The 14,780-nt window shown below is 74.7% G+C and carries 14 protein-coding genes and 1 pseudogene; 6 read left to right on the top strand and 9 right to left on the bottom strand.

Annotated elements, in window-relative coordinates:
- Window positions 1-110 precede the first annotated feature (110 nt).
- From C8046_RS19250 to C8046_RS07515, 4 genes and pseudogenes are all read left to right on the top strand, one after another.
- Window positions 111-746 (top strand): annotated as a pseudogene (locus C8046_RS19250) (type VII secretion protein EccB); the annotation flags it as partial.
- Window positions 632-1,435: a type VII secretion protein EccB gene (locus tag C8046_RS07525; RefSeq protein WP_199224601.1), complete on the top strand. Its 804-nt coding sequence runs from the start codon at window positions 632-634 to the stop codon at window positions 1,433-1,435. The pseudogene C8046_RS19250 and the gene C8046_RS07525, both read left to right, overlap by 115 nt.
- Window positions 1,432-2,709, top strand: coding sequence for a S8 family serine peptidase (locus C8046_RS07520; protein WP_158277159.1), 1,278 nt, complete (start codon window positions 1,432-1,434; stop codon window positions 2,707-2,709). Before C8046_RS07525 ends, C8046_RS07520 begins: the two co-directional genes overlap by 4 nt.
- A 152-nt stretch (window positions 2,710-2,861) precedes the next feature.
- Window positions 2,862-4,253: an FAD-dependent oxidoreductase gene (locus C8046_RS07515; RefSeq protein ID WP_109230822.1), complete on the top strand. Its 1,392-nt coding sequence runs from the start codon at window positions 2,862-2,864 to the stop codon at window positions 4,251-4,253.
- Between the two features lie 6 nt (window positions 4,254-4,259).
- Here the strand turns inward: C8046_RS07515 and C8046_RS07510 are convergent, their stop codons facing one another.
- The 3 genes from C8046_RS07510 to C8046_RS19715 all read right to left on the bottom strand — a co-directional run bounded on the left by C8046_RS07510 (window position 4,260) and on the right by C8046_RS19715 (window position 5,161).
- Window positions 4,260-4,508, bottom strand: a complete 249-nt coding sequence (locus C8046_RS07510; RefSeq protein WP_146197091.1) for a hypothetical protein — start codon at window positions 4,506-4,508, stop codon at window positions 4,260-4,262.
- 58 nt (window positions 4,509-4,566) lie between these two features.
- The gene (locus tag C8046_RS07505; protein ID WP_109228899.1) at window positions 4,567-4,854 is read right to left on the bottom strand and encodes a hypothetical protein; all 288 of its coding nucleotides are present in this window, start codon (window positions 4,852-4,854) and stop codon (window positions 4,567-4,569) included.
- A gap of 184 nt (window positions 4,855-5,038) precedes the next feature.
- Window positions 5,039-5,161 carry a hypothetical protein gene (locus tag C8046_RS19715; RefSeq protein WP_268921363.1) on the bottom strand — a complete coding sequence of 41 codons (123 nt, stop codon included), beginning with the start codon at window positions 5,159-5,161 and terminating at the stop codon, window positions 5,039-5,041.
- Window positions 5,162-5,282: 121 nt separating this feature from the next.
- Between C8046_RS19715 and C8046_RS07500 the strand changes: the two genes are divergently transcribed.
- A complete protein-coding gene (locus tag C8046_RS07500) occupies window positions 5,283-6,194 on the top strand; it encodes a LysR family transcriptional regulator (RefSeq protein WP_109228898.1) in 912 nt (303 codons plus the stop codon).
- A 71-nt stretch (window positions 6,195-6,265) separates the two neighbouring features.
- Here C8046_RS07500 and C8046_RS07495 read toward each other — a convergent pair whose 3' ends face one another.
- Window positions 6,266-6,877 carry an MBL fold metallo-hydrolase gene (locus C8046_RS07495; protein WP_109228897.1) on the bottom strand — a complete coding sequence of 204 codons (612 nt, stop codon included), beginning with the start codon at window positions 6,875-6,877 and terminating at the stop codon, window positions 6,266-6,268.
- Window positions 6,874-7,974 (bottom strand): S-(hydroxymethyl)mycothiol dehydrogenase, encoded by a 1,101-nt coding sequence (locus tag C8046_RS07490; RefSeq protein ID WP_109228896.1) that lies wholly within the window; start codon window positions 7,972-7,974, stop codon window positions 6,874-6,876. Before C8046_RS07490 ends, C8046_RS07495 begins: the two co-directional genes overlap by 4 nt.
- Window positions 7,975-8,398: 424 nt before the next feature.
- On the opposite strand from C8046_RS07490, the gene C8046_RS19945 reads away from it, so the two are divergent.
- Window positions 8,399-9,007: a sugar O-acetyltransferase gene (locus C8046_RS19945; protein WP_109228894.1), complete on the top strand. Its 609-nt coding sequence runs from the start codon at window positions 8,399-8,401 to the stop codon at window positions 9,005-9,007.
- A 133-nt stretch (window positions 9,008-9,140) separates the two neighbouring features.
- Here C8046_RS19945 and C8046_RS07475 read toward each other — a convergent pair whose 3' ends face one another.
- The 4 genes from C8046_RS07475 to C8046_RS07460 all read right to left on the bottom strand — a co-directional run bounded on the left by C8046_RS07475 (window position 9,141) and on the right by C8046_RS07460 (window position 14,780).
- Window positions 9,141-9,935, bottom strand: coding sequence for a polyprenol monophosphomannose synthase (locus tag C8046_RS07475; protein ID WP_109228893.1), 795 nt, complete (start codon window positions 9,933-9,935; stop codon window positions 9,141-9,143).
- A gap of 57 nt (window positions 9,936-9,992) precedes the next feature.
- Window positions 9,993-11,762, bottom strand: coding sequence for a glycosyl hydrolase family 8 (locus C8046_RS07470; protein WP_158277158.1), 1,770 nt, complete (start codon window positions 11,760-11,762; stop codon window positions 9,993-9,995).
- Window positions 11,692-12,603, bottom strand: a complete 912-nt coding sequence (locus C8046_RS07465) for a DUF4397 domain-containing protein (protein WP_109228891.1) — start codon at window positions 12,601-12,603, stop codon at window positions 11,692-11,694. The genes C8046_RS07470 and C8046_RS07465 overlap by 71 nt, the downstream gene beginning before the upstream one ends.
- Window positions 12,604-12,713: 110 nt before the next feature.
- Window positions 12,714-14,780: an ArnT family glycosyltransferase gene (locus C8046_RS07460; RefSeq protein WP_109228890.1), complete on the bottom strand. Its 2,067-nt coding sequence runs from the start codon at window positions 14,778-14,780 to the stop codon at window positions 12,714-12,716.

The following is a 14,780-nucleotide window of genomic DNA, read 5'->3' as shown; positions in this document are numbered from 1 at the left end:
GATCGCCGGGAGCCGGTAGTCGTGGCGACGAAGAAGGAGCTCGTCGAGGCGCAGTCGTTCAGCCGACGGCGCCTGCTCACCGCGTTCGTCTCCGGCGCCCCCGGGGGCGCGAGCTGGAGCCCACCTCACCGGTGCGCGGCGTCGTGGCGGGGATCGTGCTGGCGGTGCTCGTGGTGGTCGGCGGACTGGGCAGCGGCCTGCTCAACCGCGGCCTGCCTCGCGGGTGGGAGAACGGTCAGATCCTCGTGGTCAGGGACAACGCCGCCCGCTACGTCACCGACGACGGCCGGCTCGTCCCCGTCACGAACATGGCCAGCGCGCGGCTCCTGGTGGAGCCCGACGCCGCCATCCACAGCGTCGCCGACTCGCTGCTGGCCGACAAGGAGCGTCTGCCGCGGGCAGGGATCACCGGCGCGCCGGACTTCCTGCCCGAGCCCGGCCGGCTCGTCGTGGACGGCTGGCTCGCGTGCCCGGCCGAGGACGGCGCCACCTCCACCACCCTGCCGGCCGGCGAGGCGGACGAGGCGGGCGGGTCCGACGCCGAGGCGGACGCCGCGCCCGCGGGCGTCGCCTCGGCCCTCGTCACGGTGGGGAGGCCCTTTACGTGGTGCAGGGCTCGCAGGCCCACCTCGTGCCCGACACCGCGAGCTCCGCCGGTGTCGTCCGCGCCCTCGACTTCACGCCCGACGACGTGGTCCCCGCGCGGGCCGACTGGCTCGCGCTGTTCGGCACCGGCGCCGAGATGACACCGTTCGCCGTCGAGGGTGCCGGGGGCGTGCCCGAGGGCGCCCTCGGGCAGATCGCCGGCGTCACGACCGGGTCCGTGGTGGTCAACGCCGACACCGGGCAGCCGTACGTCGCCCTGGCCGACGGTCGCCTCGCGCGGCTGTCGCCGCTCGCCGACGCCGTCTACGCGACGCGGGAGAATGCCGCGGAGCGGATCGTCGTCCCCGCCGACGCCCTCTCCCAGGTCGAGGACGCGACCGACGGGATCCCGATCCCCGAGTCGTGGCCGACCGCGATCGGCGAGCCGGTGAGCCCCGACCTCGCGCCGTGCGCCGAGCTCGACGTCGAGGCGTTCGCCGCGGTCCTCGTGCCCGGGCAGGCGCCGGACGCGAGCGGGCGCGTGACGGTCTCGCCCGGCACGGGGGCGCTCGCGCTGTTCACGGCCTCGCCGAGCAGCCCGGAGGGCCCGGTGCGCTTCATCGACGAGAACGGTCTCGCCTACGCGATCGAGGGCGGACCCAGCGGACCGCGCGAGGACGCGCTGCTGCGGCTGTTCCCGACCGGTGGCGCCGACCAGGTCGTGCCGATCAGGGTGCCGTACGCGTGGGGCGACCTGGTCCCCTCCGGTCCGACCCTGTCGATCGACCGGGCGGCGATGTCGCAGACCGAGGTGCCCGTGGCCGACGGGGGCGAGGAGGCCACGCCGTGAGCCGGTCCGTGCACGGCGTCCGTCGGCGGGTGCCGGCGCTCGTCGCGACGGCGGCGCTCGCCGTCGGCGTCGTCCTCGCCCCCGCCACCCTCCCGTCCGGCCTCGCGACCCTCCCGCACGCCGCCGCGGCGCCGCAGGCGCCGGCGGACTGCCAGCCGGGCGAGCTCATCGCGGAGGAGGGCTGGGCGCCCGCGGCGATCGGCCGCGCCGCCGCGAACGACGTCGCCACAGGTGCCGGTGTGCGCGTCGCGGTGGTCGACTCCGGCGTCCGCCCCGACTTCCCCCACCTCGTCGGGGCCGTGGAGCCCGGCCGCGACGTCGTCGCGCTCGACCCGGCCGACAGCACGGGCACCGCGGACACCTTCGGCCACGGCTCGGCCGTGGCGACGATCATCGCCGGCCGCCCGGTGGAGGGTTCCGCGCTGGTCGGCATCGCGCGCGACGCGACGATCGTGCCCGTCCGCGTCTACTACGAGGACGACACCGACGCGGCCGAGCAGGCCGGCACGGATCCGCAGCCCGGACGCATCGCCCAGGGGATCCGCGAGGCGAGCCAGCTCGACGTCGACATCATCGTCGTCGCGATGAGCACCATCCAGGAGACCCCGGACCTGGCCGTCGCGGTCGACGAGGCGACGGCCGCCGGCAGCCTGGTGGTGGCCTCGATGGGCAACGTCGAGAACGCCGACGCCGACCCCACCCGGCCGCGCTACCCGGCCGCGCTGCCCGGCGTGCTCGCCGTCGGCGCCTACGACGAGGGGTTCGCGGAGGTGAACGCCTACCGGGGCGCGCACGCGGACGTCGGTGGGCCCGGCGTCGGGATCCTCGCCACGGGGCGGTCCGGCGGGGACTGCCGGATGGGCACGGCCGCGGCGGCGACGAGCTGGGCGACGGCGCACGTCGCCGGGGTCGCGGCGCTCGTGGCGCAGGCGCACCCGGACGAGACGCCGGCCCAGTGGGCCTACCGGATCACGGCGACGGCGGCGCGGTCGGTGCCCGAGGAGCGCTCCGACCTCGTGGGCTGGGGACTCGTGCAGGCGGCCGACGCGATCGCTTTCGTCGACGACGGCAGCGCCCGCGGCCCGGTGAGCGACGCCGTCCCCGCCCTGCCGAGCCCACCGGTGGTGACGGAGCCGGTGACGATCACGGCCTATCCCGATCGCTGGGCGACCGCCCGCAGCACGCTCGGGTGGTGGGCGCTCGGCGCCGCCGTCGTGGTCGCGGGGAGCCTGATCGTGGCCCGCACGCCGCGCGGACGCGGCCCCGCCTCCTGACCGACCTCCCCGCGCTGACCGACCACCCCGCGCGAGGCGGTGTGACCGAGGCGACTGAGGCTTACCTACCTCGCGCCCGTACACTGGAGGTGACCGCGCCCGAGGCCACACCCGGGCGCCACCCCCACGGATGAGGTACTTGAGTGAGCTCGCTGCGCGTCGCCGTCGTCGGGGCCGGTCCCGCCGGGATCTACGCCTCCGACATCCTGTCCCGCACGCTGCCGGGCACCGCGATCGACCTGTTCGACCGCCTCCCGGCCCCGTACGGGCTGGTGCGGTACGGCGTCGCGCCCGACCACCCGCGCATCAAGGCCATCGTCAACGCGCTCGACAAGATCCTCGGCCGCGGTGACATCCGCCTGATCGGGAACGTCAACCTCGGGGTCGACATCACGCTCGCCGAGCTCGCGGAGCACTACGACGCCGTCATCGTCGCGACCGGCGCGATCAGGGACGCCGCGCTCGACATCCCCGGCATCGACCTGCCCGGCTCCTACGGTGCGGCCGACTTCGTCTCCTGGTTCGACGGGCACCCCGACGTCCCGCGCACGTGGCCGCTCGAGGCGCGTGAGATCGCGGTGCTCGGTGCCGGGAACGTCGCGCTCGACGTCGCCCGCATGCTCGCCAAGCACCCGGCCGACCTCGGCCCCACCGAGATCCCCGCGAACGTGGCCGAGGGCCTCGCGGCCTCGCCGGTCACCGACGTCCACGTCTTCGCCCGCCGCGGGCCGGCCCAGGCGAAGTTCTCGCCGCTGGAGCTGCGCGAGCTGGGTCACGTGCCCGACGTCGACGTCATCGTCTACCCCGAGGACTTTGCGTTCGACGAGGGTTCCGAGGCCGCGATGGCCAAGTCGAACCAGACGCGCCAGGTCGTGGCGACGCTGACCGACTGGGCGCTGAACGACCCCGAGGACTCGACGGCCTCGCGCCGCATCCACCTGCACTTCCTCCACCAGCCGGTCGAGGTCGTCGGCGAGGTCGGGCCCGACGGCGCCCGGCGCGTCGCCGCGCTGCGCACCGAGCGCACGGAGCTGGTCGGCGACGGCACCTCGCGCGGGACCGGCGTCGTCGTCGACACCCCCGTGCAGGCCGTCTACCGCGCGGTGGGCTACTTCGGCTCGCCCGTGCCCGACGTGCCGTTCGACGCCGTCCGCGGCGTCATCCCCAACGAGGGTGGCCGCGTGGTGGATGCCGACGGCGCGCAGATCCCCGGGCTGTACGCGACCGGGTGGATCAAGCGCGGTCCGGTCGGGCTCATCGGTCACACCAAGTCCGACGCCCAGGAGACGATCCGCCACCTGGCCGAGGACGTCGAGGCCGGGCTCGGCCTGCGTCCGCGCGTGGCCGACGGCGCCGAGGAGGTCGACGTGCTCGCGCTGCTCGAGGACCGTGGCGTGCCGGTCACGACGTGGGAGGGCTGGGAGGCCCTGTCGTCCCACGAGCGGTCCCTCGGCGAGGCCGGGGGGCGCGAGCGCGTCAAGGTGGTGCCGCGCGAGGAGATGACCTCGCTGTCGCGCGCCTCGCGCGACTCCCTCGTGCGCTGAGGCCGGCTAGCTCGGCTCGTTCGGCCGCAGGACGAGCGGCAGGCGCCACGGCGACTCGCCGAGGCTGAGCCCGAGGGTCTCGGGCGACTGGGCACGGACCATCAGGTACGTCACGAGGACCCCGACGGCGAGCAGCACGATCGCCGCCGTCCACGCCACCACGGCCCGCTTGCCCTGGTGGGGCGGCGGCCCCCCGGTCACGTCCGGACCTGGCGCCTCCGCATCCGGCTCGCGCGCCGGCGTCCCTCGAGTCATGGCAGGAGTCTGCCCGATCAGGCGCTGGGACCCGGGAGGTGTCCGCAGGGGCGAACCGCTACCAGGCCCAGCCGCGCGAGCTGAGCTCGAGCTCCAGCCCGACGACGTCGCCGAGCGGGTGCGCGCGGTCGTCGCCGCCGGCGAGGCGGAGGGCCCGGCGCAGCACGCCCTCGTACGCGCCCTGGGCCGCCCGGACGTGGTGCGCGTGCGCGAAGTCGCCGCGGACGCCGTCGAGACGCCAGAGCTCTCGGGTCAGGCGGCTCAGGTGCGCCTGCGTCTCGAGCGTGAGCATGGGGTCGGCGGCGGGCTCGCGTCGGCCCGCGATGCGGTCCCACAGCTGCGGCATGGCGACCTCCGTCGGTCGGCTCGGCGTTCCTCCAGCGTAGGAAGGGATGGCGGCCGGGGCAATGGTCCGCACGCGAACCGGTGTGAACGGGCGGGGGCGGCGGAGCGAACGGTGGCGGACGGGAACGACGAAGGCCGCGGTCCCTACCGGGGGACCGCGGCCTTCGTGCTCGGTGAGCCGGACGTCAGCTGGGGACGCGGCTGTTGTACATGGGGTCGAACGGGCGACGTGCCAGACCGTCGTGGCGCACCTCGACGACGATGCCGACGACGACGGCGACGACAAGGGCGAGCGCTGCGACGATCATGGGAAATCTCCACCTTCGGGGTTCTCGCGCGCGGACTGCGCGCCGTGATGACCCCAGTCTGGCGAGGAAAACTGCTCAGCACTAGTTAGTAGAACTAGCGCCCACGCTTTAGCATTGCTTCATGATCGATCCCGTCAGCCTGCGTGTGCTGATCGCCGTCTGCGACACCGGTTCGGTCACCCAGGCCGCCCGGCTCCTGGCGTACTCGGCGCCCAACATCACCCAGCACCTGCGCAAGCTGGAGAAGACGCTCGGGGTGCCGATGGTGGCGCGCGCCGGGCGCGGGATCGTCCTCACACCGGCGGGGCTCGCCGTCGTCGAGCAGGCCCGGGGGATCGTCGACGACCTCGAGCACCTCCGGCTCGCCGCGAACGTCGAGGCCGCACCTCAGGGGAGGTTCCGGATCGCGGCGTTCCCGACTGCGCTGCGCCAGCTCGTGATCCCGGCGATCGCCCGCGCGCGGACGGACTACCCGCTGCTCGACCTGGTGCCCACAGAGCTCGAGCCCGAGCCGGCGTTCGACCTGCTCGCGATCGGACGCGTCGACGCCCTGCTGGCCAAGGCCCTCGGCACGGCCCAGCCCGCCGGGCGACCGTCGGACACGCTCACCCGCATCCGGATCGGGACCGACCCGCTCGACGTCGTCGTCCCGCGCGGGCACCGGCTCGCCGGACGTCGGGACGTCCACCTCGTTGAGCTCGCGCGCGAGCGGCTGGCGATCACGCCGCACGAGGACCCCTACGGCGCGTGGATCGCCTCGCACTCGCCCGACCTCATCGAGCTCGTCGGGAACGCCTTCGAGGCCGTCGAGCTGCAGTCGCTCGTGCGTTACGTCGAGGTGGGACTCGCGGTCACGGTGCTGCCGCGGATGGGCCGACCGCACCTCCCGGCCTCGGTGGTGAGCGTGCCGCTCGCCGACGACGACGCCTTCCGCACGATCGAGCTGTACGTCCGCTCGATCGCGGCCCGCTCCCGCACGGTGACGGCCGTCGTCGACCTCCTGCGCGAGAACCTCGGCGCCACCGCAGACTGACACGGACGACGACGGCGCCGCCACCCTCGCGAGGGTGGCGGCGCCGTCGTCGTCGTGCGGTGCAGCCGGGGTCAGCGCCCGAGGGCGTCGGCCTCCGCGCCGATCGTGGTCGAGTCGCCGTGGCCCGTGTGGACCACCGTGTCGTCGGGGAGCGCGAACAGCACCCGGCGGATGGACTCCACGATGAGGGCGGGGTCGGAGAACGACCGGCCCGTCGCCCCCGGGCCGCCCTGGAACAGGGTGTCCCCGGTGAGGACGACGCCGAGCTCCGGCACGTGCAGCGACACGGCCCCGGGCGCGTGGCCGGGGGTGTGGAGCACGCGGACGGTGGTGCCGCCCACGGTGAGCTCCTGGCCGTCGGCCAGCTCGCCGTCGGGCGCGCGGTCCGGGTGTGTGAGCTCCCAGACGGGGGCGTCCGCGGGGTGCAGGAGGATCGGGGCACCCGTCGCCTCGGCGAGGTCGGGGGCGATCCGCACGTGGTCGTCGTGCGCGTGGGTGCAGACGATCGCGGTGACGCGTCGACCCGCGACGACGGCCAGGACGTCCGCCACCGAGTGGGGGGCGTCCACGACGAGGCACTCGGCCTCGTCGCCGATCACCCAGATGTTGTTCTCGACGTCGTAGGTCTCACCGTCCAGCGAGAACGTCCCCGCGGAGGTGCCGTGGTCGATGCGCGCGGTCACAGCACGACCACGCTTCGCAGCACGTCGCCGCCGTGCATCTTGTCGAACGCGGCCTCGACGTCGCCGATCCCCACCGTCTCGGTCACGAAGGCGTCCAGCGGGAGGCGCCCCTGCAGGAAGAGGTCGATGAGGAGGGGGAAGTCCCGCGAGGGCAGGCAGTCGCCGTACCAGGAGGACTTCAGGGAGCCGCCGCGGCCGAAGACGTCCAGCAGCGGGAGCTCGGGGACCTGCATGTCCGGCGTCGGGACGCCCACCAGGACGACCGTCCCGGCGAGGTCGCGGGCGTAGAACGCCTGCTTCCACGTCTCGGGGCGCCCGACGGCGTCGATCACCACGTCGGCGCCGTTCCCGTCGGTCAGGGCCCGGATCGCCTCGACGACGTCGCCCTCGCCCGCGTTCACGGTGTGCGTGGCGCCCAGCTCCGTGGCCTTGGCAAGCTTCCGCTCGTCGAGGTCGACGGCGATGATCGTGGCCGCACCCGCGAGGCGTGCCCCGGCGACCGCCGCCGCCCCCACGCCGCCGCAGCCGATGACGGCGACCGAGTCGCCGCGGCCCACGTTGCCGGTGTTGATGGCCGCGCCGATGCCGGCCATGACGCCGCACCCCAGCAGGCCCGCGACCTCCGGGGCAGCGGCGGGGTCGACCTTGGTGCACTGGCCGGCGGCGACGAGGGTGAACTCGGTGAAGGCACCGATGCCCAGCGCGGGGGAGAGCTCGGTGCCCGCGCCCTCGCCGTCGGCGATCGTCATCTTCTGCGCCGCGTTGTGGGTGTTGAAGCAGTACCAGGGACGGCCGCGGTTGCAGGCGCGGCAGTCGCCGCAGACGGCGCGCCAGTTGAGCACGACGTAGTCGCCGGGGGCGACGTCGGTGACGCCCTCCCCGACCTCCTCCACGATGCCGGCGGCCTCGTGGCCGAGCAAATAGGGGAAGTCCTCGCCGATGCCGCCGAGCTTGTAGTGCAGGTCGGTGTGGCAGACGCCGGAGGCCTGGACGCGGACGACCGCCTCACCGGGGCCGGGGTCGGGCACGGAGATCGTGACGAGCTCGACGGGGGCGTCCTTGGCTCGGGCGATGACGGCCTGGGAGGTGCGTGGCATGAGGGGCCCTTCGGTCGATCGGTGCGCCGCGCCGTCGCGGCCTCGGCACCGTCCACCCTACTGACGGCCTCCGACGCCGTCAGGGTCGGGCGGCCCGCAGCTCGGCGTCGAGCCGCTCCAGGTCGGGGCGCCGGGCCGGGTCGTAGTCGTACCGGAACGTCCGCCGGTCGGTCACGACGTGCATCCTCGGGGTCTCTCGCCGCCCCTCGTCAACGAACTCCAGGCGGGGCTGCTCGGAGATGTGGAGGCGGTGCGCGTCCGCCCAGCCGAAGAGCTCCAGGACGCGACCGTCGAACGCGAGGAGCTTGTGCGCGTCGACCTATACCTCGAGGACGTCGGGGAACGGGCCAGGGGCGGGGGCTGGGCCGGCAGAGGTCATGGCGCACCGTAGCAGCGGGTCTGAGGCGGGCGGGAGGATGGTCGCATGACGCCGACGAGCACCTTGGCCGCCCAGCTCGCCCACATGGCCACGGGGGAGCCCTACGACGACCTCACCCCCGAGCTGATCGCGGCCCGGGGCGCGTCGGTGCTGGCGACGAACGCGTACAACGCGGCCTACGGCGGCGATGCGGCCGAGCGCGAGGAGCTGCTGCGCGCGGTGCTCGGCGGCGTCGGGGAGGGGGCCACCTTCGAACCGACGTTCCGGTGCGAGTTCGGCGTGAACATCCACCTCGGGGCGCGATTCTTCGGGAACTTCGACTGCGTGATGCTCGACGGCGCGCCCATCACGATCGGCGACGACGTGCTGGTGGGCCCGAAGGTCGGGTTCTACACGTCCAACCACGCCCTCGACCTGGGCGAGCGCATCGGCGGCATGTGCACCGCCCGGCCGATCACGATCGGCGACGGCGTGTGGATCGCCGGCGGCGTGACGGTGCTTCCGGGCGTGAGCATCGGCGACGGCGCGGTGATCGGCGCCGGCAGCGTCGTGACGAAGGACGTGCCGGCCGGCGTCGTGGCCGTGGGCAACCCCGCCCGGGTGCTGCGCACGATCACCGACGCCGACCGGACGGGCTACGTCCCCCGGCACTGAACGCACCAGCGCCCGCGAGGGCGATCCATCCGCGGTCGCGACGACGCCGGGAGCATCGTCGCGACGGCGGAGGGATCGCCCTCACGGGCGGCGGGGGTGGTGGGGGGTGGCGCGGTCGCTGGGGTGAGCGGCGTCAGCTCGCCTGCGCGGCCCGGCTCGGGCCGCGGTCGCCACGACGGCGTGCCGCGACGGCGAGCCGGGACAGGCGGCGCTCGGCGCCCCACCAGGTCAGCCGCGTCAGCGACTCGCGCACGATGCCGCCGCTCATCTTGCTGACGCCGTGCACGCGCTCGGTGAAGACGATCGGGACCTCGGTGACGACGAGGCCGGCGTCCAGCGCGCGGTGGGCCAGCTCGATCTGGAACACGTAGCCGCGCGAGGCGACGCTCGCCAGATCCAGGCGCGTCATCGCGTCACGGCGGTAGGCGCGGAACCCGCCGGTGGCGTCGCGCAGCGACATCTCGAGCGCGATCCGGGCGACGAAGGACCCGCCGCGCGAGAGGACGCGGCGGTGCAGCGGCCAGTTCTCCACGCCGCCACCGGGCACCCAGCGCGAGCCGAGCACGACGTCGGCGCTCGTCAGGGCGGCGAGCAGGCGCGGCACGTCCTCGGGGTGGTGGGAGAGGTCGGCGTCCATCTCCATGACGGCGTCGTAGTCGCGCGCCAGCGCCCAGGCGAAGCCGGCGAGGTAGGCGGCCGCGAGACCGTCCTTGCTCGTGCGGTGCAGCACGTGGACCCAGGGCAGCTCGTCGGCGCGCTCCTGGGCGAGGACGCCGGTGCCGTCGGGCGAGCCGTCGTCGACGATCAGGACGTGCGCCTGCGGTGCGGCGGCGTGCAGGCGCTCGAGGAGGACCGGCAGGTTCTCGATCTCGTCGTAGGTGGGCACGACGACGACGGGTCGCTGGACCTCGGGGCGGGTGGCGGTCATGGTCGGCTCCTGGGGGTGGGCGGTGCTGGGGGAAGGTCGGGCGGTGGTCGGATCGGACTAGGCGACGAGGGTCGCGAAGACGACGAGGTTCTGGGTGTAGCGGCCGGCGGCGCGGTCGAAGGTGTGGCACGTGATGAGGCGGAGCTGCGCGTCCGGGACCGGGCCGTAGACGACCTCCGTGGGGAACTGCGCCTGCGGGACGACCTCGGCGTGCGTGACGCGGAAGGTCGCCGTCGTGCCGTCGGACAGGTCGACGAGCACCTCCGAGCCGGCGGTGAGCCGGTCGAGGTCGCGGAAGATCGCGCCCTCGACACCGGAGTCGACGTGGCCGGCGATCACCGCCGGACCCACGCTCCCCGGCACCGTGCCCTCGGAGAACCAGCCCGCGACCTCCGGCACCGCCGGGTCGTTGAGGACCCGATCGGGGTCGCGGACGAGGTCCTCCAGCGCGGAGGTCACGTCGATCTCCGGGATGCGCACCGTCGTCGGGACGACGCCCGCGGCCGGGATCGGCTGCGGGCCGGTCGCCGTCGGGACGCCCTCGGCGCGGGGCTGCAGGGTGAGGCGGCCCTCCGCGTCGGAGGTGCCCGACGGCGAGGCCTGCGCCCCGTCCGTCGTCGCCGCGGCGGACTCGTCCCCGGCCAGCGGCGGGCAGCCTCCGAGCAGGTCCGTCTCGAGGGAGAGCCGACCCAGCGCGGCCCAGGCCGCGCCGAAGTACGTCGGGTTCTCCTCCACGACCGCGTCCGAGGCGCGGAGGTCGGCCGCGGCCCCGGTGAGGTCGCCGTCGAGCGCCCTGATCGCCGCCCGCGCCACGTAGGTGACGGGGTGCTGGTCCTGGGTCAGGGCGGCGCCGCCGAGGTCGAGCTCGGCCGCGAGCACCTCCTGCTGCTCGAGCGCGCCCACGGCCGGCGCGATCGCCGCGTGGTCGTCCGGGTCGCAGGACTCGACGTACCGCACGAGGGTGCGCGCGGCGTCGTACCCGAAGAGCACCCCGCGACCGTCCGGACCGGGCATGGCCTCGACGCGGCCGTCGGCGGCGTGCACCTGGGCCCAGTTCGGCGGCAGCGTGCCGCCGGTGGTGAGCTCCGCGGTGACGGCGCGCGACCCGGCGTCGAGCTCGGCCCAGCGCGGGTCGCCGTCGAGCTCGGCGAGCAGCCGGGTGGCCACGGGGGAGGGGTAGCTGGGGTTGACCTGGTAGGGGTCGACGTCGGCCCACGGGCCCGCGAGCAGGACCCGGCCGAGGGCCGTCTCCGCGGTCTCGAGGTCGAGCACCGCCTGCCCGAGCGCGGTCGCCGCCTCGGTGTAGGCGGGCTCGTCGAACCGCTCGCCGGCCAGCACGAGGGCGCGGGCGGCGTCGAGGTCGGCGTCCGATGCGGGCTCGTCGTCGACGACGGCGCCGTCCGCCCAGCGCCAGGACAGCAGGCCGTCCGCACGCTGGAGGTTGTCGCGGGTCCAGGTCCACGTGGCGTCGAACGTCTCGGCGTCGCCGACGCCGACCGCCACGAGCATCCCGTAGGCCTGGCCCTCGCTGACGGTGTCGCCCTCCTGGTCGTGGCGCACGACGCGGCCGTCGGGGTCGACGTAGGTGGCGAGGAAGTCCTCGCCGGCCTCGACCGCGGTGCGCGCCCGGTCGGGCTCGGGGGCGCTGGTACCCGCGGGCGTCGTGGGGGCCGGCGCCGGGTCACCCGGCGCGCACGCCCCAGGGCGAGCGCGCCGGTCAGGGCGACGGCGAGGACCCCGGTCCGAGCTGCGGTCCTCACGCGACCTCCGGACGGCGACGGACGAGCGCGCGAAGACCGACGACGAGGCCCAGGGCCCCGGCGACACCGGCGATCGCGGCGCCCGTGCGGCGGTCGGCCTCCAGCACGAGACCTCCCTCACCGGTGGCGACACCCCCCTGCGGTGCCGCCGACGGTCCGCTCGCGTCCTCGAGGGTCGTGAGCGTGATCTGGTCGCCGTCGTCGAGGACGACGAGCGTGTTGACGCTGCCGGCGGGGAGGTCCACCTGGACCGTGCCGGACTGCGTCCCCTCGACGTCGAGCGTCCAGCGACCGGCGCCGACCTCGGCGTAGTCGGTCGCGGTACCGAACGCGGCGCCCCGGGCGATGGGGGTCCCCGTGTCGGTGGTGACGTCGACCTCGGGGGAGGAGACGGAGGCCTGGATGAGACGGACGCGCGCCTGGCCGTCGGCCGGGGGTGTGAGGTCGTCGGCGATGACCCGGCCGGACAGGTCGGCGTTGAGGCCGACCGCCGCCACCGTCGCCGCGCCGCCGGGGACGACCTCGAAGGTCTGGGTGATGGCGGGGTCGGTGCCCTCGGGGGCGCCGGCCGGGATCATCGCGACGGTGTACGTGCCCTGCGGCAGGCGGGTGTAGCCGGAGACGTCCCCGTAGCCGACGTCCTCGAACGTCAGGTCGGTCGTGCCGGCGACGGCGGTGAGCCGCGCGTCGACCGCGGGGGTGTCGGGGGAGAAGTGACCCAGACGCACCCAGCCGTCCACGGGGGCGGGCTCGGCGGGCGCGGCGGCGGCGGGGGCCGCGGCACCGAGCGCCGCCAGGCCGAACGTGAGGCCGAGCGTGACGGTGGCGCGGGTGGCGCGCGACGTGGTGCGGGAGCGGCGGGCGGCCGGCGCTGTCGAGGTGGTCGGGGCGGTGCGGGTGGTGGTCATGGGGACTCCATCTCTCGTCCTGGCGTTCTCGGGCGGGCTGGTGGTTCGAGGGGCGTGCGGTCGGGGTGGTGCGGTCGTCGGGGTGCGGGGGCCGCGGGCGGCTGGGGCCGTCACGGTGTGGTGAGCGAGTAGGTCACCAGCAGCCCCTCGTCCGTGGTGGTCACCGACTGCGGCGCGAAACCGGGGTTCTGGTTCGTGAACCAGTCCGCCAGCTCGATCTCGGCGTCCGTGGTGAGCGCGGCACCGTCGCGCTGGGTGATCAGAGCCGTGCGCAGCACCCCGTCCTCCTCGCCGACCACGGCGGGCAGCTCGACGGTGATCGGGCCGGCGGCGCCGAGCTGGGCGAGGGCGACGGCGAGGCGGTCGTCCAATCGCCCGGAGGACACCGCGTCGTCGGCGCTGCCGGAGTCGCCGGGGGCGACGCCGTCGAGCACGACGTTCGGGTTGGTCGAGAGCTGCGGGCCCAGCAGGGCGCGTCGCTCGGACGCCGCGCCGTCGTTCGCGGAGGCCGCGTCGATCCCCTCGGCGCGCACGCGGCGGACCTCGACGGCGCGGTCGCCCTCGCCGAAGCTCGCCACGAGGGTCGAGTTGTCGATCGCCTGGCGGACGCGCGGGAACTCCGAGGGGAAGGTCCGCATCGAGTCGGTCGTGATGACGTAGTCCGAGTCCTGCCAGCCGTTGGGCGACTGGGCGATGACCGCGGGGTCGGTGTCGGCCTTGTAGTACCAGACGACGTTCTCGCGCGGGAAGCCCGCCTCCACGAGGTCGACCCACATGACGTCGTCCACGAGCAGCCGGTAGTCGGTCGGAACGTTCTGCTCGACCCACTCCTGCGCCTGGGCGAAGGGCTGGTTGAAGTCGGGGATGAGCTGGCCCCGCAGCTGGCTGGACCACTGCGGCACCGCCAGCGCGAGGCCGGCGGCGGCGAGCGCCGCCGTCGGGACGAGCACCGCGGCCGAACGCGTGCGCGCCGCCCGGGTGCCGGGGGCGCGGACCCGACGGGCCGTCCGCAGCGCCGTCCAGACGACGACGGGCACGAGCAGCGCCATGAGCGGAAGCATCCCGATCATGTGGGGGACGGGCACGTACCCGCCGGGACGCACGACCATGAGCACGAGCAGCGCGAGCGCTGCGGCGTAGGGCCGGGTGCGGCGCAGGAACAGGCCGACGACCATCGTCAGGCCGCCCGTCACGAGGAACACCGGGTCGAGGTCGACCCAGACGTCGGTCGTGGCCCGCACCAGGCTGTCGGCGTCGGTCAGCGAGCCGCTGGGGTCGCGGTCGAGCAGCTGGAAGGCGATGCCGTCCCAGAGGCTGACGCGGTTCATGCCGGGGACGAGCTCGCCCTTGAGGAGCGCGAACAGGAGGTAGCCGATCCCCGTGAGCGTGAGGACGGCGCCGGCGGCGGTCAGGGTGTAGCGCCGGGTGGTGGGGGCGGCGCCTCGCACCATGACCCAGAACACGAACGGGACCATGAGGAGGAAGGTCTCCTTGGTCAGGACCGCGATCCCGGCCGCGACGGCCGCAGCGACGAACGCGCCGAGCTGGCGGTGCCTGGCGGTGGCCAGCACGAACGCCAGCAGGATCCACACCACGGCGATGTTGTCGAGGTAGACGGTGCGGTGGAACTGCACGGCCAGCGGGCTGACCGTGAAGAGGAGGACGGCGACGGCCGCGACGATCCGCGGCGCCCCGATCCGTCGGACGAGCGTCCAGAGCAGGACCGTGGCGGCGAGGAGAGCCACCATCATCGTCTCGCGGCCCGCCATGACGGCGCTGGGGTAGCGGTCGAACGCGCCGGTCAGGTTGGTCCAGCCGGCCATCTGGAGCCAGCCCAGCGGGGGGTGGTCGTACCAGTAGGTGTAGTGGGTGAGCTCGCCGAGGCGCTCGACGGCGTAGGCCTGGGCCGTGTAGGTGCCCTCGTCGTCGATGAACTGCGGCACCCGGAACAGGCCGATCCCGTTGACGACGCCGCCGATCGCGAGCAGCGGGGCGAGCCAGAGGGCGTCGGGAAGGATCGCGCGCAGGCGCTCGCGGCGGGTGGGACGAGGGCCGTCGGAGTCGTCGGACCCGTCTGACCCGCGCGGGGTCGTCGTCGGGCCGCCGGCCAGCTGCAGGAGCTCGGTGGGGGTCTCGTCGGGGGCGCCCGGCGTGGGGTGCTCGATCAGCAGGGCCAT

The organism is Serinibacter arcticus (assembly GCF_003121705.1).
GTDB lineage: Bacteria > Actinomycetota > Actinomycetes > Actinomycetales > Beutenbergiaceae > Litorihabitans.
The sequence above is the reverse complement of the archived record's forward strand: the minus strand, read 5'-3'. Positions and strand labels throughout refer to the sequence as shown.